General features: G+C 43.1%; 17 protein-coding genes and 4 tRNA genes. 13 read left to right on the top strand and 8 right to left on the bottom strand.

From position 1 onward, the window contains the following. Window positions 1-146 precede the first annotated feature (146 nt). The 4 genes from P4S59_RS21365 (at window position 147) to P4S59_RS21350 (ending at window position 2,560) form a co-directional block, all read left to right on the top strand. Window positions 147-233, top strand: a tRNA-Leu gene (locus P4S59_RS21365). A gap of 37 nt (window positions 234-270) precedes the next feature. Further along, window positions 271-344 (top strand) — tRNA-Cys (locus P4S59_RS21360). 307 nt (window positions 345-651) lie between these two features. After that, window positions 652-2,175 (top strand): alpha-amylase, encoded by a 1,524-nt coding sequence (gene amyS, locus P4S59_RS21355; RefSeq protein WP_085343761.1) that lies wholly within the window; start codon window positions 652-654, stop codon window positions 2,173-2,175. A 130-nt stretch (window positions 2,176-2,305) separates the two neighbouring features. Then, on the top strand, window positions 2,306-2,560 hold the full coding sequence (locus tag P4S59_RS21350; protein WP_012842214.1) for a hypothetical protein: 255 nt from the start codon (window positions 2,306-2,308) through the stop codon (window positions 2,558-2,560). Window positions 2,561-2,634: 74 nt separating this feature from the next. Here the strand turns inward: P4S59_RS21350 and P4S59_RS21345 are convergent, their stop codons facing one another. Both P4S59_RS21345 and P4S59_RS21340 read right to left on the bottom strand, forming a co-directional pair. Further along, window positions 2,635-3,423, bottom strand: coding sequence for a lipase family protein (locus P4S59_RS21345; RefSeq protein WP_053808369.1), 789 nt, complete (start codon window positions 3,421-3,423; stop codon window positions 2,635-2,637). Window positions 3,424-3,491: 68 nt separating this feature from the next. Further along, window positions 3,492-4,421 carry a CHAD domain-containing protein gene (locus P4S59_RS21340; protein WP_085343762.1) on the bottom strand — a complete coding sequence of 310 codons (930 nt, stop codon included), beginning with the start codon at window positions 4,419-4,421 and terminating at the stop codon, window positions 3,492-3,494. Window positions 4,422-4,722: 301 nt separating this feature from the next. On the opposite strand from P4S59_RS21340, the gene P4S59_RS21335 reads away from it, so the two are divergent. From P4S59_RS21335 to P4S59_RS21325, 3 genes are all read left to right on the top strand, one after another. Next, window positions 4,723-4,809, top strand: a tRNA-Leu gene (locus P4S59_RS21335). 36 nt (window positions 4,810-4,845) lie between these two features. Next, window positions 4,846-4,919 (top strand) — tRNA-Cys (locus P4S59_RS21330). Window positions 4,920-5,900: 981 nt separating this feature from the next. Then, entirely contained in the window at window positions 5,901-7,583 is a 1,683-nt protein-coding gene (locus tag P4S59_RS21325; protein WP_337169211.1) for an Ig-like domain-containing protein, read from the top strand. A 72-nt stretch (window positions 7,584-7,655) separates the two neighbouring features. On the opposite strand, the gene P4S59_RS21320 is transcribed toward P4S59_RS21325, so the two are convergent. After that, a complete protein-coding gene (locus P4S59_RS21320; protein WP_337169014.1) occupies window positions 7,656-8,942 on the bottom strand; it encodes a hypothetical protein in 1,287 nt (428 codons plus the stop codon). A gap of 679 nt (window positions 8,943-9,621) precedes the next feature. Here P4S59_RS21320 and P4S59_RS21315 point away from each other — a divergent pair. Further along, window positions 9,622-11,217 (top strand): DUF11 domain-containing protein, encoded by a 1,596-nt coding sequence (locus P4S59_RS21315; protein ID WP_337169013.1) that lies wholly within the window; start codon window positions 9,622-9,624, stop codon window positions 11,215-11,217. 64 nt (window positions 11,218-11,281) lie between these two features. On the opposite strand, the gene P4S59_RS21310 is transcribed toward P4S59_RS21315, so the two are convergent. The 3 genes from P4S59_RS21310 to rnk form a co-directional block, all read right to left on the bottom strand. Beyond that, a complete protein-coding gene (locus P4S59_RS21310; RefSeq protein ID WP_337169012.1) occupies window positions 11,282-13,066 on the bottom strand; it encodes an Ig-like domain-containing protein in 1,785 nt (594 codons plus the stop codon). Between the two features lie 479 nt (window positions 13,067-13,545). Further along, window positions 13,546-14,499: a GGDEF domain-containing protein gene (locus P4S59_RS21305; protein WP_337169210.1), complete on the bottom strand. Its 954-nt coding sequence runs from the start codon at window positions 14,497-14,499 to the stop codon at window positions 13,546-13,548. 238 nt (window positions 14,500-14,737) lie between these two features. Continuing rightward, on the bottom strand, window positions 14,738-15,145 hold the full coding sequence (gene rnk, locus P4S59_RS21300) for a nucleoside diphosphate kinase regulator (RefSeq protein WP_005394604.1): 408 nt from the start codon (window positions 15,143-15,145) through the stop codon (window positions 14,738-14,740). A 529-nt stretch (window positions 15,146-15,674) separates the two neighbouring features. Between rnk and nirB the strand changes: the two genes are divergently transcribed. The 4 genes from nirB to cobA all read left to right on the top strand — a co-directional run bounded on the left by nirB (window position 15,675) and on the right by cobA (window position 20,556). Continuing rightward, on the top strand, window positions 15,675-18,239 hold the full coding sequence (nirB, locus tag P4S59_RS21295; protein ID WP_301660342.1) for a nitrite reductase large subunit NirB: 2,565 nt from the start codon (window positions 15,675-15,677) through the stop codon (window positions 18,237-18,239). Between the two features lie 13 nt (window positions 18,240-18,252). Next, a complete protein-coding gene (gene nirD / locus P4S59_RS21290) occupies window positions 18,253-18,576 on the top strand; it encodes a nitrite reductase small subunit NirD (protein WP_258621850.1) in 324 nt (107 codons plus the stop codon). Between the two features lie 196 nt (window positions 18,577-18,772). Next, a complete protein-coding gene (locus tag P4S59_RS21285; protein ID WP_005394601.1) occupies window positions 18,773-19,624 on the top strand; it encodes a formate/nitrite transporter family protein in 852 nt (283 codons plus the stop codon). A gap of 173 nt (window positions 19,625-19,797) precedes the next feature. After that, window positions 19,798-20,556: a uroporphyrinogen-III C-methyltransferase gene (cobA, locus tag P4S59_RS21280; protein WP_337169011.1), complete on the top strand. Its 759-nt coding sequence runs from the start codon at window positions 19,798-19,800 to the stop codon at window positions 20,554-20,556. A 13-nt stretch (window positions 20,557-20,569) separates the two neighbouring features. On the opposite strand, the gene P4S59_RS21275 is transcribed toward cobA, so the two are convergent. Continuing rightward, entirely contained in the window at window positions 20,570-21,010 is a 441-nt protein-coding gene (locus P4S59_RS21275) for a DUF4174 domain-containing protein (RefSeq protein WP_012842228.1), read from the bottom strand. Window positions 21,011-21,127: 117 nt separating this feature from the next. Between P4S59_RS21275 and P4S59_RS21270 the strand changes: the two genes are divergently transcribed. After that, a complete protein-coding gene (locus P4S59_RS21270) occupies window positions 21,128-21,616 on the top strand; it encodes a LabA-like NYN domain-containing protein (RefSeq protein ID WP_005394594.1) in 489 nt (162 codons plus the stop codon). Window positions 21,617-21,704: 88 nt separating this feature from the next. Here the strand turns inward: P4S59_RS21270 and P4S59_RS21265 are convergent, their stop codons facing one another. Further along, window positions 21,705-23,036: an anaerobic C4-dicarboxylate transporter gene (locus P4S59_RS21265; RefSeq protein ID WP_104972636.1), complete on the bottom strand. Its 1,332-nt coding sequence runs from the start codon at window positions 23,034-23,036 to the stop codon at window positions 21,705-21,707. Window positions 23,037-23,170 lie beyond the last annotated feature (134 nt).

Raw genomic sequence — 23,170 nt, 5'->3', positions numbered from 1 at the left:
GTACCGTCTGGATCGCTTTTTAAGCACTTAAATCAAAAAGATAAAATTTATTGTTGACCAGATAAATTAATCCGTTAAAGTACGCCTCGTTCTCACGGCAAAGGTCGCTGAGACAGATGGTGTCTAACCCATCGCATGATTGCGTTGCCCTGGTGGTGGAATTGGTAGACACAAGGGATTTAAAATCCCTCGGCGTTCGCGCTGTGCCGGTTCAAGTCCGGCCCGGGGCACCATCAACATCTTTGGTAACAGAGATATAAAAATCAGAAAGGCGCCTTGGCAGAGTGGCTATGCAGCGGATTGCAAATCCGTGGACCTCGGTTCGACTCCGGGAGGCGCCTCCACTATTTCGAAAGCCAGTCTTAAATGACTGGCTTTCTTCGTTTTAAATCCATCATTCTATACTGTTCACGCTTCTCTAAATTCCTCCCATGTTTTGATCACCATTCAATATTTTCAATGCACTAGTCATTGATTTTATAAATGTTAAATAACTCAATAATTGTATAGGGTGATTGGTGCTAATTTCTCTTCGATTGTAATCCGAACTTTTTGTATCACAGGCAGCAACTTGACTAGCGTGACCGTTGGCAATGCTTGGTGTGTATGAGCAGAAAGGAGGATTTTAGTCCTTAACGTGAGAGAAAAATAATGAAAACATTTAAATTAAAACGCACTATTTTACCTTTAACCTTGCTGCTAAGTTCATCTGCATTGGCTGCTGAGAATGGCACAATGATGCAGTATTTCCATTGGTATGTGCCTAACGATGGCACACTGTGGACTCAAGTGGAAAATAACGCTCCAACGCTAGCAGAAAACGGATTCACAGCGCTCTGGCTACCACCTGCATACAAAGGAGCGGGTGGCAGTAATGATGTCGGCTACGGCGTTTATGACATGTACGATTTGGGGGAGTTTGATCAAAAAGGATCAGTGCGCACCAAATATGGCACAAAAGATCAGTACCTTAGTGCTATCAATGCCGCTCACAATAACAATATCCAGGTTTATGGTGACGTGGTGTTTAACCACCGTGGTGGTGCGGATGGGAAATCTTGGGTTGATACTAAGCGGGTAGATTGGAACAACCGCAACATTGAACTTGGTGATAAATGGATTGAAGCGTGGGTGGAGTTTGATTTCCCTGGACGCAACGACAAGTACTCTAACTTCCATTGGACTTGGTACCATTTTGATGGCGTGGACTGGGACGATGCAGGTAAAGAAAAAGCCATTTTTAAATTCAAAGGTGAAGGTAAGGCATGGGATTGGGAAGTCAGTTCTGAAAAGGGGAATTACGACTACCTTATGTATGCTGACTTGGACATGGATCATCCTGAAGTTAAACAAGAACTGAAAGATTGGGGTGAGTGGTACATCAACATGACTGGTGTTGATGGCTTTAGAATGGATGCGGTGAAGCACATCAAATATCAATATCTTCAAGAATGGATTGATCACCTACGTTGGAAAACAGGGAAAGAACTATTCACGGTCGGAGAGTACTGGAACTACGATGTGAATCAGCTGCATAACTTTATCACCAAAACTTCTGGCAGCATGTCTCTATTCGACGCACCGTTACATATGAACTTCTACAATGCGTCTAAATCGGGTGGTAGCTACGATATGCGTCAAATCATGGATGGTACGCTGATGAAGGACAATCCAGTCAAAGCGGTAACCTTAGTAGAAAACCATGATACTCAACCTTTGCAGGCGTTGGAGTCGACGGTCGATTGGTGGTTTAAGCCGCTCGCTTACGCGTTTATCTTATTGCGTGAAGAAGGTTATCCATCTGTGTTTTATGCAGATTACTACGGCGCGCAGTACAGTGATAAAGGGCATGACATCAATATGGTCAAAGTGCCTTACATCGAAGAGCTCGTAACACTGCGTAAAGACTATGCGTATGGCAAACAACATTCTTATCTTGACCATTGGGATGTAATTGGCTGGACTCGCGAGGGCGATGCAGAACATCCACATTCAATGGCAGTGATCATGAGCGATGGACCAGGTGGCTCGAAGTGGATGTATACGGGCAAGCCAAGTACACGCTATGTCGACAAGTTGGGCATCCGAACTGAGGACGTTTGGACAGATGCGAACGGGTGGGCTGAGTTCCCTGTAAATGGTGGATCTGTCTCGGTTTGGGTTAGCGTTGAGTAATCCATTCTTGTGATTTTGATACAGAACAGGCAAATTCTGATGAAACTTTGCAGCGAATCAATACGTTATTTGATATTCATATAACAAATGAGTAACTTATATTTGAGCATTATCTAGAGGAAGATGAAGAATGGAATCTATTGCTGATGTATTGGTTGTGGCTATTGTGTTCGGTGCCATATTTGGGGGCGGGATAATTAAGTTAATCTTGAATCATCGTAAAGAAGTAAGAGCCTTGGAGATATCTGAACGTAATACAATGAGCCAAGAAGAACAAGATAACCTTAACAAGCAAATTGGTGACTTGAAGCGACGCGTTGAAGTGTTAGAGCGCATAGTCACAGATAGCAAATATCAACTTGAAAAAGAAATTGCCTCTCTGTAATTCACCACAAAAACGTAAAGCCGGCTGAGTCCGGCTTTTTAGTGCCTGTACATCATAGTTTTAGGGTACTTAGCTCAGCGTTCGTCAAAGAAGTCTTTATCGCGGATGTATTTACTCATAAAGTGATAAGAGAATGGTCGCATCAACCAACTAAATAGAGAACGTCCAAGTCGAATGAACGTTGGCGTATTCTCGTATATTCTCCCGTTATACAACCATAACATTTTGCCTACATGCCAATAGAGAAAAGGCACTGGCGGCATGAATGTCACGATGTCGATGTCGCAACAAATCCGGTAAGTTTTGTGCCCCAAACGGTAGCGTTTTTTGAAGGTCCAATCTCCAACCGCGGGCTGACCGAAAGTCACGACGCGTTTAATGCTCTTTGGGTATTTTTTCTCAATATAGTCGGCAAAAACACTGCCAATCGCGCCACCTGAAGAGTGACCAGTAATGGTGATTCTTTTTCCTCTAAGAATGAGCGGTACAACGATACCTTCGAGGCGCTCGAGCACGGTCAACCCCAACCGATCTTCATTTCGGCTCGGTAAACTTTCTTGAAACAGAAGATGATAGAAACCCGCGTGAATGCGGTAATTCAGTCCCAACCTTCGACAGCTTCTCGTCCACATCGCGAAGTTTAACAACCAATCACTGATACTGTGTGAGCCTTTAATCACTACGACCACTTCACTCTGTTTTTTACTCCAGAGCACACGAATCATAATCTTACCGTGTTCATTTCTAATGACTCGTTGCCCATTAGGATCGAATCCGTATTGAGTTTGTCTGAAGACGCGAGGATAGGCGAGATTACAGAGTACGGCATAGCGCTCATATTGGTATCGTTTTAATGGTTTCACGTTATCTTTCTTTATGGAGCCTAACGACTGACTGTAATTAATGAATATTAAAAATACGTGAACCTAGGTTAGTGCTGGTAGAGGCATTGTGTGTTGGTATCGTGGATGAAAGCCTCAAATTGGTCTAAGTGCGTTAAGATGGTCTGGCGCGAAGTATCGTGATGTTCACTAAGCACGTTAAGCAGCTTTTTCAGGGTCTTACGATCTTGTTTATTGAGGTTTACTGCCTCTTTGAGCTGTGCGAAAAATTCAATTTGACTTGAAGTGTCGTTAAAGTCACCGAGCTTGTCTTGCAATAGTTTTAATTGTTTCACGTTGTTTTTGTGCTGTGGGGAAGGGTAGAGTGCGGAAAACCCTTCTAACAAATAACGCAGCGCTTTGCACTTTATCCTCATCGAGTGAATCACGTTGTCACAACTTTTGCCCGAGATCTTGCGCCGTGCTTTGTCGACCTTTTTAAATTGTTCGGAGACTTTTTGGCTTGCGAAGAGTAACGCAGGTACGTTGTTATCCGCTCGTTCGTGTTGTGTACTTCGCAGCAGACTATTCCTGACCAAAGTGCAATGCGTTGTGTATTCTTTTGTCGCTAGCCAACGCGCAACTTTTGCCTGTTCGTAAGTACGTTCGGATTCTATAAAGCCAAAAAGCGGCTCAAGAGAGGATTTGTGGTTTGGGAGCATTTCAATGTATTGGCTTTTGTCCAAGATAAATACGTCCAAATCACGCAGCTTATTTGTTTTCTTCATCATTATTTTTAAATGAGGTTTCAAAATACGCAGTTCAAAAGGAGGGAGCAGTTCGTGAAGTAGCAAGCATAGTGAGCGTATGCGCCTCAGTGTGACGCGATATTGGTGTGTATATTCAGGATCCAAGTCTTGGACGATCCTCTGTTCCAGAGAGCGTGCATAATCAAATTCAGTAAGTAAGAAGTGGGGCACTACGAAGTCGAGTTCGGAATCAGTATGTAGCGGTAATTGAAATGATGACTTTCGAAACATGATGAGCGCTTATTTGTCCCCTGCAGTACGAGTTAAGTTTATACCCATACTGCCAATTTGTGCGACTTGTCGATTCCTCGTTGACATGAAGTGATGAAGCAAAGTAAACGAGAGTAAAACACGCTGATGTTCTTGTGAGCAAAATGATCGCCCTTTGTTCGTTTGAGTTGGCTTTTTAACCATTTGAATAAAAAAGACTAATTTTTTGTTGACCAGATAAATTAATCCGTTAAAGTACGCCTCGTTCTCACGGCAAAGGCCGCTGAGACAGATGGTGTCTAACCCATCGCATGATTGCGTTGCCCTGGTGGTGGAATTGGTAGACACAAGGGATTTAAAATCCCTCGGCGTTCGCGCTGTGCCGGTTCAAGTCCGGCCCGGGGCACCATCAAAATCTTTGGTATCAGAGATACAAAATCAGAAAGGCGCCTTGGCAGAGTGGCTATGCAGCGGATTGCAAATCCGTGGACCTCGGTTCGACTCCGGGAGGCGCCTCCACTATTTCTAAAAACCGGCCTTGTGCCGGTTTTTTACTATCTGGTATTGTCAAACTATTCTAATACACATTTATTATTGAATAATTAATTTTTGTACAAATACCAACCTCAATTATCAGTTAATCACCCTTTAACTGGTTTTCCTGAATTGCTATCTATAGCGTTATATTATCAATGTGATTTTAGTTCAATATTGAAAATAAAGTTGCACATATATCCTGCTTGTTTCTCTATATGTCTCTAGTTGATATTGCACTGTATCGCTCAGTCTGTCTTTTAATCGAGTATAAAACTAGGTGAGCAAAAACTTTTCACCACTTTAATTTAACGTAAATTTAACAATTAAAGATGGATAATATTACTCAAGAGTTGTTGAGGTATATTATTCGAATGACTCGTTATTAAGTTAATGAATTTAAAGGTTATAATTTCATGCGATGAAATTGAGGTTGTTTTAGTTCAATTTCTACTTGTTTGATTTTTAATGATTTAAATTAGCTGTAGTGCAAGTGATTTATTAAAGTCATTGTTGAATACAAAGGTTGTTCATATAAAACAATCATAAGGTTATTTTAAGTAACTGACAAAAATGGACAAATTTATTATTACACAAACTTAACCTAAATTACTTATCGCTCTGGTTGAATTTTGACCGGTTGCTTTGCTATGATTCCGGCTCTTATATTTTTGGTGGTTATCCTTTTATAACCATGTTGATGTATATAGGAACATATTTGGCTTTATAGGCTAGGGCATTTTATTGCCTAAAATTTATATTATTTTACCCTACCATTTCTGCTTATATTGGCGGGAAGGTGAACTAGTTATTAATTTAAAATTAGGTGAAGCAGTGATAAAAAATATTAAAATAAATAGAACAACCCTAAATAAAGGGTTGTCATTTTTATTAGTAATATTCGCTTGTTTACAGAGCATCCATTACGCCAGTGCAGCAGGAAGTACGACGGGACAGCAAAGTACATTGGTTATCCTGTTGAACTTCAAAGAAAACCCAAATGAGCAGCCATTAACTTTATCAGAGGCAAATAATCTAATCTTTGGCACAGTGAATGACTTCTACCGTGAAAGCTCTTTTGATCAAATGTGGCTGTCTGGGAAAGTCGTGGGTTGGTTTAATCTACCGTTGTCTAATCAGGTTTGTGATTTTACCGCTGTTCAAGATGCAGCGGATCAAGAAGCCATCGCTGCGGGAGTGAAGCTTGAAGAGTACGATCGTATTGTTTACTTGATGACAAAAACGGCATGTGGTGTCGCTGGATCGGCAACTATTGATGGCATGCCTTCACGCGCGCACATCAATGGTGATTTTTCTCCGATGAATATCGCTCATGAGCTTGGACATAACTTTGGTTTGCATCACTCTCGTGCTCTTGATTGTGGCGAGCATACGCTTTCAGACAACTGTACGTTGCGTGAATACGGTGATACCTATGATGTAATGGGTGGTCCAGACATCGGCTATTTGAATACTTTCCAGCGCGAGCGACTAGGATGGCTAGAGGGAGAGCACGCTTCAAAGACACTGGAAGTTACTCAAAATGGTACTTACTCCATCGCGAATTACGAGACGACTAGTGATCAGCCAGTTACGATAAAAGTACCTCGTGGTACTGATCCCTCTACAGGTGCAAAAAAATGGTTTTACATTGAATACCGCCAGTCTATTGGGTTTGACGACTTTTTAGATGCTCGTTCTTACTCTTTCTATCGTGGGGACGTTACGGATGGCATCATCATTCGAAGCGCTGTAGAAGGCGATGGGCGCAGCAGTAATCTGCTTCACTTTAAAACTGATTCTGAATATCGTGCGGTTTTTGGCCGAAATGACTGGTTTGACCCATCTATGCCGGTCGGTGGTAGCTATACTGACCCAGACTCAGGTGTAACATTGAGTTTGGTGAGTGCAGCGAACGGCATCGCCGAAGTAAGCGTTGTCTTTGACGGCTCTGACAACGGTAATATCGGGACTTGTACTGTAAATGCTCCATCAGTGACTGCGAAAGCTGCAACAAACAACTCGGTTGCAGCCGGCGGTGAGGTTCAATATCAGGCCACTATTACCAACAAAGATAGTGCAGATTGTTCAGCGAGCAGTTTTTCTGTAAACGCGTCAGTGCCAACTGGTTGGAAAGCAAGCAGCAATGCAATCACGCTAGCAGCAGGTGAAACCGGACAAGTAATGATATCAGTCGTATCTTCGGTGGACGCTAGTGATAAAGACTATGCTTTGAATATGATCGTGACGCACGGGGAGGACTCAAGTCTGCAAACCGCAGCTTCCGTGAATTACTCTGTAACTACTGAAATCTCGCCATCACCAGAGCTCGTTGCTGTTGATGATCAGGTGACTATGTCTTCGAAACAGTCGGTGATTATCGATGTGATGGCAAACGATGTTGTTGGAGAGCAAAACTCTGCAAGCGTGGTTTCTTTTACTAGACCAAGTAAGGGGCGACTAGAGCTGTTATCAGATGGCACCCTGCGTTACACACCTGAGAAGAAATTCAAAAATAACGACAGCTTTACCTATACCATAGGTGATGGTCAAAGCAGCTCGACCGCTCAGGTCTCAGTGAAGTTAGAGTCCTCATCTGGTGGCGATTCTGGCAACTCTGGTAACAATGGGAAAGGTAAGAATAAATAGAACGATATAGTTCGAAAGAAAACGCCTGACGAGTTAACGTCAGGCGTTGTTTTATTAAGTTGTAAGTAGACCTTATTCAGGGCAGTTAACAGGCTCTGGACAAGTTGGACATAGCGTACATTGTGCAGACGCTGTTATCGCTTCTACGACAACATTACCGAAGATAGTTTCACCACTCGCATCCACAGTATCTGTAAACGCTCTGACTTCTTCACCCGGTAATGGAAGGCCTTCACCATCTCCTGGGATTGGCTCGTAGTTACCAGTAAAGTCGTAACACTCAGCAGGCGCAAGCATACCAACCTGGATTGGATTCGAGTCTTTGTTGTCGATTACGACAATGCCGTCAATGGTGACATTGGAGGTATTACATACACTACCACTGTAATTGACTTGAAGACCGTATTCATTAATACCAGTATCTTCAAATCGATTCACGACGACGACACTACAGTCTTTCTCTAGAGACAATGAACCAGGGATGTTTTGGCTTGGGCATTCCCAATCTGCGTTGTCAGAAACCGCAACACCACCACCAGTTTCAAGTGCTGCGCTTACTTCTGCATAGTTAGTGATACCGTTTTGGTCAATAATAAACGAACCATTAAACTCTTGCGTTTGTCCAACGGCGAGCATCGCTAAATTGAACACATGGTCACCAGCAGCCATATCGTTGTCAACGGCTGTAGTGTCTGTTGCCACAACATCATACAATGCAAAGTCACCGGTGTTTTCTACAGTGAGTTTATAGTTGTATTTCAAAGTGTTACCATTTACAACATCACCAAATGTACAAGTTTTAGTGATTTTAATGTCTGGTACGCCTGGTGTGTAACAGAATGAAATATGACTTAAGCCATAGTATCTACCGTTTTTACCCACAGGTGCATGTAGTAAGGCATCATCTTGATACAATAATCCATCTGTGAAGTAGTTATATAGGTTTCCGTCAGGACCACCTTTAACGAAGATAGCTTGCATAATCACAGGGCTATCACCTTGATCCCAACTGAAGGTTTTTGCCCCAGGTTGTTGATCAATAACCACTTCAAGCATGCCATCACCGAAAGTGCCGTCTGTAACTGGCTCAAGCTTGTATTCTATCAAACCATCGATCCCTGGAAGTAATTGTTGACAGGTGTTATTCCCTTCAACAAATATTGGTTGCACGCCTCGGCTTGAAGGGTCGCCAGCGGATGCGTAAACAATTTGAGAGCTCAGCACTAAGCTAACCGCTATGACCCAAGTAAACAGCTTAAACATGCTGCTGATATTGATCGCTGTAAGTATATTCTGGCTACATAAAGTGGAACAACGGTAACTCTTACTGCCCCACCAAGAGTTAAATATGGTTTTCATAAAACCTCCTTGTGTAAGTGGGCTCGCTACGTCCTTGAGCCCACATACGTGATAGTTTTCTCACAGAGTTAAACTGCGCCAGTTGACTAGCATAGAGTGTTCCATGTTTAACCTTTTGTATTTGTTGATTATTTTTTATTTTTGTACAGAGGGGTGAACAGTTTGTTTATATTTTCATAAATGGTTGAGCTAAAACTTATTCGCTAAACGACTGAATATGTTTTAGTTAAATGAGTATTCAATTAGATGTGTAAAGGGTGTAACACTATGCAAACAGGTGTTACACATCACCTTCACATTAGTTGGGGCAGGTGAGTAAGCGTCTATTTCATATTCATAGTGGACAGTTTCAATACCGTCGCTTTTGTGCATCTGTCACAGGTGTAAACAATAAAGTGTCAGTCTGTAACATTATCCTAGAACACGTATATATCTTTGTTATCGTAGGTTTTTTGTCTCTTTTGTTTTCTTTCTCTTTCTTTAAAATTGAACACTCTGTTCATTCTCTTCGCTGTTGAAAATATTTAGTTTAATAAAATCATAACCTTAAGTGGTGGCATGCTCTATGCGTTATACGAGCTCGAAACGAAAGTTGTATCTCGCTTTCACTTTTTCTTAAAAGGCAATTAATGACATAGGGACCTTCGTCTAGCTTTAGAAGCGTTCTAAGGAGTAGGTTATGAATTCTTGTAAGTCAGGTATCTGGCATACGATGAAGAGCTTTCTTTATGCAATATTTACAAGCTTGCTAATAGGTAGCTCTGCATTTGCAACACCAACAGATGGCGTGTTTGAGTTAGAAGCAAATGCTAATGCGATAGATGACTCTGGAGTAGGTGCTCCAGATGACTGGTCAACGCCGCCAAACATCGGCGGAGCACAAGTATTTAGCTTTGAGAATGACACGGCAACACCGGATACAATCTTTACTGGTGGTAATAAAGACATCAAAGACATACCGGAACTTGGTTGGAAGACTGGTACGGTACTTGATAAAGGGGACATTCTTCATGCGTATGCGGCAGCATATATTATCGACAATGATCTAGTACTCACCTTTGGTGCAGACCGTTTCGGTAACAGCGGTGATGCCTTCTTAGGTTTTTGGTTTTATCAAGACTCAGTGGGTCTGAACCCTGACGGTACATTCACGGGTCAACATATTGCTGGAGACCTTTTGATTCAGGTGAATTATTTGCAAGGGGCAAACGATGGCCCTGAAATTTTGGTTCTTGAATGGGACATAACTTGTGCTAAAGCTGCTAACAATGATCCACAAGATGGTCAGTGTGCTGCGACAAACTTACGTTTGAAAGTTAAGACAAATGCACTGTGTTCACCAGGCGCGCAAGATGTGTGTGCTTCAACCAATACAACTGACTCACCTGCACCATGGGCGTATACGCCAAAAAGTGGTGTCGAAAATGTCTTCCCTCCAGAAACCTTCTTTGAAGGTGGTGTAAACCTTACTGAACTTCTACAAACAGACACCTGTTTTAGCTCATTTGCAGCCGAAACAAGAGCATCAAGCAGTATTACCGCTCAGTTGAAAGACTTTGTGGTTGGTGACTTTGAGTTGTGTAGTGTTGATATCACTAAAACATGTAATCAAGCGGTCGTGAATGAAACAGAAGATGGTTACGTTTACTCATACAGCGGCGACGTGATTAATGATGGTGTCGGTACGCTCTACGATGTTGTTGTAGAGGATTTAGAAGCAGGTACTACACATAGCTTAGGTGCCATTGCTTCAGGTGACAGTGCTTCATACAGCGGCAGTTTTGAAAGTACAAGCAATGGTCTAACTAATACGGTGAAAGTCACAGCAGCTGCGACTCCGGGTGGCCAAGCGACCATTAGTGATACCGCAAGTGATCCATGTGAGTCATTGAGCTTGTCTCCAATGATTAGTGTAACGAAATCATGTGAAAGCGGCTTCAAACTTACTGAAAACGGTATCATTGCAGAAGTGAGCTTCTCGGGAATGGTATGTAACACAACGCCTGGACTTACTTTAGTGAATGTTTCTGTGGTGGATGACTCAGGTACGCCTGAGGATGCTTCTGATGACGTGACAGTAGTGGATAATATCGAACTCGCTTCGGATCAATGTCAGTCTTATACTGGTAGTTATATCCCAACGGCATTTAGCAATGCAGAAACACAATCTTTCCGTGATACTGTGACAGCGGTTGGTTTCTTGAAAATCGATAATACTCAAGCGACGAATACAGCTTCTGCAGACTGTGATATTTGTCCTGCACCAAGCAACTAATTGACGTCTTGTGAATAAAAAGCCTGGAGTATTCTCCAGGCTTTTTCATATTGAATTGCGTGATTTAGTTCGGTTTCCCTTTACCGTTTCCACCACCATTCCCACCAGAAGTCGATTGTAAGGTGATGCTAATCGTCGCGGTTGAAGAAGATTGACCGTCACTGATCGTATAAGTAAATGAATCATTATTCTTAAACTTCTTCGAAGGTGTGTATTCAATGGAGCCATCGCTCAGTACACGGGCGCTGCCTTTGTTTGGCTTAGCGACCGTAATTGCAAGAGAGGTCGATTGTTCAAACGAGTCATTATTTAACTGCTCGATGCGAACGACGGATTTATCACTGATCGTTACGCTATCATTCACCGCCTCAAGTGGTGACGTCGACTCAGACAACACTGTGTAAGATAGCTCGGTTTTGGCTGATTGTTCATTTTCAGCATCTATAACGTCAACGGTTATGCTGTAAGAGTTCGGCTGAGCATCGCTGTTTGACGTAACCATGACCGTCGTTTCTGCACTCATGCCGGAAGGAACCGTCAAGGCGCTTGCGTCATAATTCCATCCGTCAGGAACGCTTAAAGCCGTTGTATAAGTCGCGTCTGCACATTCTGTATTGTTCTGGTTCGTCACTTTAAGATTATACGCTAACGTTTCTCCAGCATTTGCATCAGAACCTGATAGTGGGGTTAGAGAGAGTAGAGGCGATGTCGCAACGCATTGCCCGGATTCACCACCAAATATGACACTGACCTGTGCGTTTTGACCATTAGCACTTTCCAAAGTTATCGACACGCCTGTTTTTGGATCGGTGAACGTTCCACCAATTGGAAGAGCAGGGTCTTCCCAGTCATTACTCCCAAATAATTGTTTGAAAGTGGAGTCAGGCTTCATGTGTAGCAAGCGGCTACTTTTAAGATCACCGTCTGTCGCTAGGCGCACAACCACACCTTCTGTCACATCTTGGCGGTATACGATGTACGAACGGTCACGTAAAAAGCTGTCGTAGCCAAGAGCTTGTCGATATTCAACGTAAAACCATTGGCGCTGACCTGTAATTGGATCGGTACCTCTTGGGATTTTTAAAACTTTTGATGAAGTACTTTCAAAGTCTTCATAGGCATCAATAGAGTAAACACCATCACTAGAAATGATTTGAGCAGGGGAGGTCAGCCACCCTAAGTTTTCCAATTGGAAGGCGCTAAAGTAACCCATATCGTAGTTACCCATTGTATCGTAGCTATCACCGTACTCTATGACACGGCAATCACCAGCTAACGTACCGTCTTTACAGTCGAGTGCGGAAGCGTGATGCAATCCAAAATTATGTCCTAATTCATGGGCGATAACTCGAGGCTCGAAAACCGCATTTATTGACGCTCTAGAGGGAGTTACTCCTTGGCTACCAGAGCCTTCTGATGCACATCCAGTTTTGGTTGTTAAGTAGATAAAACGGTCATAGTTTGATAGTTGATATCCCGCAGTTTCAGCCATTTTGTTGGCTTCCGCTGCTACAGCATCATCATCGCAAATTTGGTTTGATATCGGTAAGGTGAATGTTCCAGCAACATCACCAGATAGCCAAAGTTGTCCCTGGGACATTTGCGAATAGAAGTCGCTAACGGTATTAAAAACAACATGATGGGCGTCTTCTTTAGAGATCGGGATCTCTTGAGGGTTTTCTTGGAAATTGACGAGTACAACTAATGTTTTTTGTTCACCACTAGCCACTTGCTCAGCATAAGCCTCTGATGAAAAAGAATATGCTGACACGAGGGTTACAAAGCCAAGAGCTAGCAAGCGTAAATTTGACGCAACAAAGCCCAATTGAGGGAGGATGACCTTCTTCAATTTATATACCTACTTAATATTTTGATATTAAATGAAATTACAAATTCATAATGTTTTAAATAAAATAAATACCGAGCTCTACCCAAATAGAACCAGTAATTATCAAGTGTGCATTATGTTTTATAAAGTTTGTTTTATATTTGTGTGTGTTTATTACTTTTAAACACGAGGCGAGATATTAGCAGAAGGGGTGGTTAAAATTCAACCATGCATTTCGGTTTTTATAAGTTTATGAATTATAATGTTTAACTACTTTTTATTGGTGGTTTTTATAAAAATAATAAGAAATAATATTGTATGCAACAAAAGCAGTCACAAAAACAGTAATAATATTACACCGTGTAGTATGCAACACTCTTAATTGTTTGTTATTTCTTTTGTTTCCTATATAAATGACTTATTAAAAATAAGACGCTATCAATTCCGTAGAGAAAATTGTCAAATTAAAGAAATATTAATTTCAAAAAACAAGAGAATTATTATATCTGGATATAGGCAACGCCATTTTTGCCATTTTTCTTTATCTCATACATTGCATGATCGGCTTTTTGATAAACTTCATTAAACTGTTGTTTTCCTTTATCAAATAGACAAACACCGATGCTCATTCCAATCGTTACTTTATTTAAGTCCTGATTTATCGCAGGAATGATGGAACTTAAGAGTCGATCACAAAGTTGAGATATTTCTTCTTGATTTGAATAAGAGCTTAAAACGACAAACTCATCTCCTCCTATGCGTCCGACTTGAGACTTGCTTGGCGCAAGCTCTGTTAAGCTATTGGCGATATTGATGAGGAGAGTATCACCAGTATGATGGCCTAGCTGGTCGTTAACTGCTTTAAAATTATCTATATCAACAAACACTAAGGCAGACTGCTGAGACGGCTTGGTTTGAGGTTGATGATTAAAGTTTTCCTCAATTGCTTTTCTATTTAACAGTCCGGTCAATGGATCACTCGAAGCTAACTTAGCCAGTTGCTGCTCATATCGCTTTTCTTTTGTAATATCGATATGAGTGCCCATCATGCGTAGTGGTTCGCCATCAGAACCATACTCGACGATGCGCCCTCGATCGTAGACCCAACTATCACTGCCGTCTTTATGAATCATGCGATGAACTACCTCATAAAGGTCGGTTTTGCCAGCTAGGTGATCTTCAAATGCACCCACCGCAAGATCATAATCTTCAGGGTGGAGATTGTTTTTCCACGTTTCAACCGTCGCGGTTAATTCATGGGGCTGATAACCTAGCATTTTGCCCCACTGCATATTGAATATCGTCAAAGTACCTGAAGGAATATGCTGCTCCCACAAACACAGTCCATTACTGTCGAGTGCAGCATTCAACTTTTCTTGTAGTCGCGTATTCTTCCGCTTCAGCTCTTCATTTTCTTTTTCTAAGCAGGCAATTCGAGTTAGATATTCTTCCATTTTGCGCATAATTTACGTCGTTTTCGGAGCGACAATATACGAAAAATACTTTGCAATTTCTATGATTGAGCTTGGAGATATAAGTATTGAATATGCGGTAAATAATAAAGAATCGGTGATGTTACTTAAGAGCAGCAAAGTAAATGCTTGGAAAAACAAAGAGGGAAATAGGGGATAAGCGAGGGGCTCTCCTGGTGCAAAGTCATAAATGAGGCCTTTGCACCGGGACTACTGAGGGTTAGCGGTTTAGTGCACCACAACGCTCAGGCTGGTAGGTGATATCGACAATTTCAATTGTCTTCACTTGATTATTTGGCATTGGCCATTCAAGTTTTTGACCAACAGACAAACCGATCAGTGCGCTGCCTACGGGCGCAAAAATGGAAATATCATCACTGCTTTTCAGCTCAGATGGGTAAACCAGTGTCTTTGTCATGGTTCTATCTTCACCTGCAAATTTAAACTCTACAGTTGAGTTCATCGTGACCACATTATCTGGCATTTGTTCTGGCTCAAGAACCGTCGCACGGTCTAGCTCTGCTTCTAGCTCAACAAGCTCCGCCGCGATGTTTGGCATTTTATCCAACAAAGCCGTGATTCGGTTCATATCTAAGCTTGAAATGTAGATAGAATTGTTTTCTGACATTTTATGACTCCCAAATAAAAGGCCGCCTCACAAACATGGGACGGCACTCTATATGTCAATTACGGTATCAATCATATGGATTTTATTCCATATGAACTAAATCAGATTCTAGTCTTTATAGTGCGACTTAGCTAGTAAAAGATTTTTGTTGTGAGACTTGATTTTTCTAAAACTTTCAGTCACTTCAGTTGTTCACCTTTAATAGCCTTGAAACGGCTAGGTTAAAACGAATGCTTTGTTTTTAAACAAAGTAGGGTTTATCGTTAGCGTGGTTTAACTCGACAATCATTGCCATTCTGTAAAAGCCAAAACTGTATAGCCCTTTGTGAGCATGACTGCGGTTATCTCATTTTGTAAAAAATACCAACATCCGTTAATAAATTACCTTTTATTCTTCAATATCAAGATAAAAACGTTCATCTACCCCTTTAGGGTAGTTTGAAATTGTAATTGATTTACATCATGTATTAATTTTCTTTCACAATTAACAATGAGCTCAGTGATAAGAACCTAACCCTTAGGAATTATAATGAGCAAGTTGAAGCTAGTAGTCATCGGTAACGGTATGGTAGGGCACCGTTATATTGAAGACTTAGTCGAGAAAGCTGATATCTCTAATATGGAGATTACCGTTTTCTGTGAAGAACCTCGTGTCGCATACGACCGTGTGCACCTTTCCTCTTACTTTTCTCACCATACTGCAGATGAACTTTCTTTAGTGAAAGAAGGCTTCTACGAGAAACACGGTATTAACATGCTGATCGGTGAACGTGCGATTAACATCAACCGTGAAAACCGCATTGTTTACTCAAGCACTGGCCGTGAAGTTCAATACGACAAGCTGATTCTTGCTACAGGCTCATTCCCATTTGTCCCGCCTATCAAAGGTCATGAAAGCAAAGACTGTTTTGTTTACCGTACTATCGAAGATCTTAAAGCGATCGAAGCGTGTGCGAAGAACAGTAAATCAGGCGTGGTTATCGGTGGTGGTCTTCTAGGTCTTGAAGCGGCAGGCGCACTAAAAGCATTGGGTGTAGAAACACACGTTGTTGAGTTCGCACCAAAGCTGATGGCTGAGCAACTTGACCTTGCTGGTGGTAATCAACTTCGTCAAAAGATCGAGCGTATGGGCGTGAACGTTCACACCAGCAAAAACACGCTTGAGATTGCGGCAGAAGGCACAAACGCACGCAACGTTATGCGTTTTGCTGACGGCACTGAGTTAGAAACAGACTTCATTGTATTTTCAGCGGGTATTCGTCCACAAGACAAACTAGCACGCCAAATGGAGCTAGAACTTGGCCCTCGTGGCGGTGTTGCCATCAACGACCACTGCCAGACTTCTGATGAGAACATCTACGCGATTGGTGAGTGTGCGTCTTGGAACGACATGTTCTACGGCCTTGTTGCTCCTGGCTACAAGATGGCGACGGTTGCCGTTGATCACCTACTAGGTAACACAGAAAGCAAATTCGAAGGCGCTGACATGTCTGCGAAGCTGAAACTTCTTGGTGTAAAAGTAGGTTCAATCGGTGATGCGAACGGTCGTACTGAAGGCTGTAAGAGTTACGTTTACCAAAACGAAGAGCAAGAAGTTTACAAACGTCTTATCGTTTCTGAAGACAACAAGAAGCTGCTAGGTGCAGTACTAGTAGGTGACACGTCTGATTACGGCGATCTGCTTCAACTAATGTTGAACGAAATCGACCTGCCAGATCACCCAGATGCGTTAATCCTTCCTGCACACGCAGGCGCTGAGAAACCAGCACTAGGTGCGGATGCACTACCAGAAAGCGCAGTGATCTGTTCATGTTTCGACGTAACCAAAGGCAAGATCGCACAAGCGGTTGCTGATGGTCACCACACATTGGGCGACATCAAAGCAGTGACTGGCGCAGGTACAGGCTGTGGTGGTTGTATTCCTCTAGTGACGTCTGTTCTAAATGCAGAGCTTGCTAAATCTGGTATCGAAGTGAAGAACGACGTGTGTGAGCACTTTGCTTACTCGCGCCAAGAGCTGTTCCACTTAATCCGTATTGAAGAGATCAAAACGTTTGATGAGCTTCTGGAGAAATACGGTAAAGGTTACGGCTGTGAAGTATGTAAACCACTTGTGGGCTCTATTTTGGCGTCTTGCTGGGGTGAGCACATCCTTAAGCCACAACTGGTTAAGCTGCACGACACGAACGACAACTTCCTAGGTAACATCCAAAAAGACGGTACTTACTCTGTGATCCCACGTATGGCGGGTGGTGAAGTAACACCTCAAGCACTGGGTGCGCTAGCGAACGTTGCTGCAGAATACAACCTATACACCAAAGTCACTGGCGCTCAGCGTATTGGTCTGTTTGGTGCTCAAAAAGACGATCTTCCAGAGATCTGGCGCAAGCTTATCGACGCTGGTTTCGAAACAGGTCAAGCATACGCAAAAGCACTTCGTATGGCGAAGACCTGTGTTGGCTCAACGTGGTGTCGTTACGGCGTTCAAGATTCTGTTGGTTTAGGCTCTTACATCGAGAACCGCTACAAAGGCATTCGTACACCTCATAAGATGAAGTTCGGTGTTTCTGGCTGTACTCGTGAGTGTGCGGAAGCACAAGGTAAAGACCTTGGCATCATCGCGACTGACGCAGGTTGGAACATGTACGTATGTGGTAACGGTGGTATGAAGCCTCGTCACGCAGACCTACTTGCAAGTGACCTAGATAAAGAAACGCTAATCAAGTATATCGACCGCTTCATGATGTTCTACATCCGTACTGCTGCGCCACTACAACGTACATCGGTTTGGATGGAAAACATGGAAGGTGGCGTTGACTACCTACGCGAAGTGATTGTTGAAGACAAACTTGGCATTAACGCTCAACTAGAAGCAGACGTAGCGAAGCTTGTAGACGAGTACGAATGTGAGTGGACTGCAACCATCAATGACGAATCACAACTGACTCGTTTCGCACACTTCATCAACTCTGACAAGCGCGATGACAATGTTGTGTTTGTTCAAGAGCGCGAACAGCACCGTCCAGCGACCTTCACGGAGAAATATCCTGAAGCGAAAGGCGACATCCTACACGTAGCGATCACTGAAGCATAAGGGAAGGTTGAACATGTCATTTGAAAAGATTTGCCAAATCAACGACATCGTACCGGGCACTGGCGTTTGTGCACTGGTTGATGGTCAGCAAGTTGCGGTATTCCGCCCAACACAAGCGGAAGAAGTGTTTGCCATCAGCAACAAAGACCCATTCTTCCAATCAAACGTGCTTTCTCGCGGTTTGATTTGTGAGCACCAAGGCGAACTTTGGGTAGCAAGCCCGCTTAAGAAGCAACGCTTTAACCTGACAACAGGTGCGTGCATGGAAGACGAGCGTTTTAACGTGAAAGCGTACAAAACGCGCGTAACCAACGGTGAAGTAGAAATTTCTGCATAAGCTTGGTTCGCATTCCCTCCTCCTTAAGGGGAGGGAATGCACTGAGTACTTAGATTCAATAGACAAAGGCTTTCCAAGCGTCATCTTGGGGGAACAGGGAAGCGAGATGATGTCGACAGCAGTGGGTGTCAACGGGAAGCCTTTCTCTATTCAATCTTTAACTTTTTAACTTTCAATTTTGAATAAGGACACATTCATGTCTACAGACTTTAAACCTGCTGAATTCGTGCAAACCATGATCAACGTGGGTGAAGCGAAAATTAATACCAGCACACGAGATCTTCTGCTTCGCGGCACGATGGCAGGCGTTATTCTGTCTCTTGCAGTGGTGGTTGCTATTACCGCGATTGTACAAACGGGCATTGGCCTTGTGGGGGCGCTTGTTTTCCCTGTGGGCTTTGTGATTCTCAGTGTGATGGGTTACGACCTTGTCACAGGTGTTTTTGGTCTTGCTCCTTTGGCTAAGTTTGCTAACCGTCCGGGTATCACTTGGGGTCGTATTTTCCGTTGCTGGGGATTGGTAGGTTTGGGTAACCTGATTGGTTCTCTAATTGTGGCTTACCTAGTGGCAATCTCTCTAACCGGTAACTTCTCTCTAGAATTGAATGCGGTAGCGAAGAAGTTTGTCGCTGTATCGACTGCCCGTAGCCTTGGTTTCGAAAACATGGGCATGGACGGATGGATCACGTGTTTTGTTCGCGCTATCTTCTGTAACCTAATGGTGTGCCTAGGCGTGATCGGCAACATGACGGCACGTTCAGTATCTGGTCGTGTAGCGATGATGTGGTTCCCAATCTTCATCTTCTTCGCGCTAGTATTCGAGCACACAGTAGTAAACATGTTCCTATTCCCACTGGGTATGATCTTAGGTGCGGATTTTGGTATCGCGACTTGGTTGAACTTCAATCTTATCCCAACCATCTTAGGTAACATCGTTGGTGGTCTCGTAATGACTTGTCTGCCACTGTATCTAACTCATGCGAAAACAGCGCCTTCTATCAACGTAGTTGAAGAAGAAGTAAAAGCAGAACCTGCAATCGCAAAATAAACTGCTTTTATCTGGCCCTACCTATGGTAGGTAGGGCTACTCAACTCATTTAACTTTCAATAGATATTGTATTGATTTGGCTATAAAAAGTAATAACTCCTTGGAGTAGTTTGAACCTTAAGTTAATAACGTGAGTGTTACTCTTTATATCCAAATTTCCGATAGGCGTTGATATGACTACTGCGAACTCATCTTTAAACAGCGGCTTTGTTTCTCTAGTAGGTGCGGGGCCGGGCGATCCAGAATTGCTGACAGTCAAAGGTTTGAAAGCGATTCAAGCGGCTGAAGTTGTGGTGTATGACCGATTGGTGTCGAAAGACATTCTTGAACTGGCTCACGCATCTGCTGAGATGATCTATGTAGGCAAGAAACTGGACTTTCACTGTGTACCTCAAGATCAAATAAACCAAATCTTGGTACAAAAAGCACAAGAAGGTAAACGCGTTGTGCGCCTAAAAGGTGGTGATTCTTTCATCTTTGGACGCGGCGGTGAAGAGTTAGAAGAGCTTGCAGAATATGGCATCAAATACGAAGTGGTGCCAGGGATCACCGCGGCGGCGGGTGCAACAGCTTATGCTGGTATTCCATTAACGCACCGTGATCATGCGCAAAGTGTTCAATTTATTACGGGTCACGTGCAAAAAGACGGTCGCGAAATTGAGTGGCATTCGTTAGCGCAATCTAACAACACACTTGTGTTCTACATGGGTTTGAAGCAAAGCGGTCACATCATGGATAACCTGATCACTCACGGATTAGATCCAGAGATGTCATGCGCCATTATTGAAAATGGTACGCGTCCAGAGCAGCGCGTGTTCCAAGGAAAACTGAACGAACTTTCTGAAATGGCTGAGAAAGCGATCAGTCCAGCATTGATCGTCGTTGGCAGCGTGACTCAGTTGCACAACAAACTAGACTGGTTTAGAAAATAAGTTCGTCTAATGGTTAGATTTTGCAGGGGCTGTGACGTCTCTGCATTTCTTGCTTACGCATTGGCATTTGATCAATCAAGTTGTTGATAAATGGCCAATCCGTTTCTGCGCCCCATCGGTATTTCTCTTGGCCATCTTTACCCAGTAAAATTGCGGTATGTGAGCCTTTTTCAATTTCATACAGCTTGGCAAGCATTTTCAAATCAAACTCTTCTTTGAGCCAAGCTGGAGACGTGTAACCTTGTTCTGTAATGACTAATGTGACCACATCTCTGTCTTCCAACTCGCACTCATTCATGAGTGTTTCTAGTAAGAATTGTTTAACGTATTCATCGTTTTCTGGAGCGAAGTAAAGCACACTCCGATGCGGCCAGTACTTTGAATGTGCTGGATAACCGAATGCTGTCGATGACAAGATACAAGAAAGTAGTATCACTAGTAACTTTCCGCCCATGACAGTTCCCCTAGAAACCCAAATACCGTTTATACGTTAAGTTTAGTGGAATTGGCTCATTGTGCTTTTACCAAAACTGACTTAGGGTAGGCAGCAAATAAATCAAGCGTAGAAAAGATGAATTCAGAAAGAAAACAAAAGATCGCCATTTTGGTTGATGTACAGAATGTGTATTACACCTGTCGCGAAGCGTATCGCAGTAATTTTGATTACAACCAGTTTTGGTATGTTGCGACGCAAGGGAAAGAGGTGGTGAGTGCTCGTGCTTATGCCATCGCGAGTAACGATCCAAAACAGCGCCAGTTTCATCACATTTTACGCGGTGTTGGGTTTGAGGTAATGCTTAAACCCTATATTCAGCGTCGTGACGGCAGCTCGAAAGGCGACTGGGATGTCGGTATTACTCTTGATGCGATTGAAATTGCTCCCGAAGTTGAGGAAGTGATTCTCGTTTCTGGAGATGGGGATTTTAGTCTGCTGGTGGAACGAATTCAGCAGCGCTTCAATAAAACGGTGACTGTTTATGGTGTGCCTAAGCTAACATCCCAAACTCTGATTGATTGTGCCGATAACTTTGTCGCGATTGATGATGACTTCTTACTGTAATCACTAACGTGATAAAGAAAAGGCGAGTCATTCAGGCTGTACGCTAACGTACAATGACTCGCCTCTAATTTATTGTTGATTTGGCTAATTATGAAGGAATGATCATTTGTCCTAACAAGTAGCCCAGACAGCAAGCTCCAATCACACCAATCAAACCTACCGACATAAATGAGTGGTTGAAGTACCACTTACCAATCTTAGTGGTACCTGACGTATCGAAGTTCACTGTCGCGATATCTGAAGGGTAGTTCGGAATAAAGAAGTAACCGTATACCGCAGGCATTAGGCCGATAAGCAGTGCCGGATCCAGACCCAAGCCAAGACCAACAGGTAGCATCATACGAGCCGTTGCTGCTTGAGAGTTCACCACAACCGACACAATGAACAACGCAAGCGCGAACGTCCAAGGGTAGCTGGTTACCATCTCAACGATGCCAGATTTGAACTGAGGCATTGCGTATTGGAAGTAAGTATCTGACATCCAGGCGATACCGAAGATCGCAATGGCAGCCACCATACCTGATTTGAATACTACGCCGTTTGGTACGTCACGTGGGTCAGTTTTGGTTGCAAGTAAAATGATACCGCCGAAGCAGAGCATCATCATTTGAATCACAACGGCCATGCTGATTGGTTTCGCGCCATCCACGATGGTACGAATGTCCGGCCACATCGCGATAACGACGATAACCAAGATAGACGCGATGAACAGCAACACAGAGTTACGAGCACTTGTTGGTAGCACTTCATCAAGAGACGTTGCAGTGGTGTTGAGGATCTTTTCACGCCACACCGGATCTTTTAAACGCTCTTGGTATTCTTCATCGTCTTCCAGTTCTTTACCGCGTTTTAGGCTGTAAAGTGACATCAGCAACGTACCGAATAGCGTCGCTGGAACAGTAACGAGCAAAATAGAAAGCAGAGTGATCTCGTGCTGAATATCAGAGAGTTGTGCCAAGTAGTAAACGACTGCCGCTGAAATTGGAGAGGCCGTAATCGCGATTTGCGAAGCGACGGAAGCGGCTGCCATTGGACGTTCCGGGCGAATGCCGTTTTTCAGTGCAACGTCGCCAATGATTGGCATGATGGAGTAAACCGCGTGACCTGTGCCGAGCAAGAAGGTCATAAAGTAAGTAACAAAAGGAGCGATCAGGGTGACGCGTTTTGGGTTCTTACGAAGCACACGTTCGGCAACTTGCAGCATGTATTTCAAACCACCAGCCGCTTCAAGAATGGATGCACATGTTACCACTGCCAAGATTATCAACATAACGGTGACAGGAGGGGAGGTTGGCGGCATCTTAAAGATGAAGACTTCAATCACCAAACCAATACCAGATACGACCCCAAGGCCTATACCACCATAACGTGAGCCGATATACAGCATCACGAGCAAAAATAGAAACTCAAGATACAACATGTGGATTTCCTTATTCAAAACAGGGGGCTATATAGCCAAATTACTTAATTACATTGTCCCGATATTCAGAAAGAAAATACTTCATGTTGTTCACACTCCTTTGGATAAGAAACAGCAATATTCAATTATTGGCA

The organism is Vibrio sp. M60_M70 (genome assembly GCF_037162085.1).
Lineage (GTDB): Bacteria > Pseudomonadota > Gammaproteobacteria > Enterobacterales > Vibrionaceae > Vibrio > Vibrio diabolicus.
Note: the sequence above shows the minus strand (reverse complement) of the source record. Positions and strands in the feature narration are given on the sequence as shown.

Excerpts from the sequence above, each read along its gene's own strand:
- nirB (WP_301660342.1), top strand. The coding sequence starts at position 15,675 with ATGAGCAAGTTGAAGCTAGTAGTCATCGGTAACGGTATGGTAGGGCAC.
- P4S59_RS21305 (WP_337169210.1), bottom strand. The coding sequence starts at position 14,499 with ATGGAAGAATATCTAACTCGAATTGCCTGCTTAGAAAAAGAAAATGAA.
- P4S59_RS21320 (WP_337169014.1), bottom strand. The coding sequence starts at position 8,942 with ATGAAAACCATATTTAACTCTTGGTGGGGCAGTAAGAGTTACCGTTGT.
- P4S59_RS21340 (WP_085343762.1), bottom strand. The coding sequence starts at position 4,421 with ATGTTTCGAAAGTCATCATTTCAATTACCGCTACATACTGATTCCGAA.
- P4S59_RS21285 (WP_005394601.1), top strand. The coding sequence starts at position 18,773 with ATGTCTACAGACTTTAAACCTGCTGAATTCGTGCAAACCATGATCAAC.
- P4S59_RS21265 (WP_104972636.1), bottom strand. The coding sequence starts at position 23,036 with ATGTTGTATCTTGAGTTTCTATTTTTGCTCGTGATGCTGTATATCGGC.
- P4S59_RS21350 (WP_012842214.1), top strand. The coding sequence starts at position 2,306 with ATGGAATCTATTGCTGATGTATTGGTTGTGGCTATTGTGTTCGGTGCC.
- amyS (WP_085343761.1), top strand. The coding sequence starts at position 652 with ATGAAAACATTTAAATTAAAACGCACTATTTTACCTTTAACCTTGCTG.
- rnk (WP_005394604.1), bottom strand. The coding sequence starts at position 15,145 with ATGTCAGAAAACAATTCTATCTACATTTCAAGCTTAGATATGAACCGA.
- P4S59_RS21270 (WP_005394594.1), top strand. The coding sequence starts at position 21,128 with ATGAATTCAGAAAGAAAACAAAAGATCGCCATTTTGGTTGATGTACAG.
- nirD (WP_258621850.1), top strand. The coding sequence starts at position 18,253 with ATGTCATTTGAAAAGATTTGCCAAATCAACGACATCGTACCGGGCACT.
- P4S59_RS21315 (WP_337169013.1), top strand. The coding sequence starts at position 9,622 with ATGAATTCTTGTAAGTCAGGTATCTGGCATACGATGAAGAGCTTTCTT.
- cobA (WP_337169011.1), top strand. The coding sequence starts at position 19,798 with ATGACTACTGCGAACTCATCTTTAAACAGCGGCTTTGTTTCTCTAGTA.
- P4S59_RS21275 (WP_012842228.1), bottom strand. The coding sequence starts at position 21,010 with ATGGGCGGAAAGTTACTAGTGATACTACTTTCTTGTATCTTGTCATCG.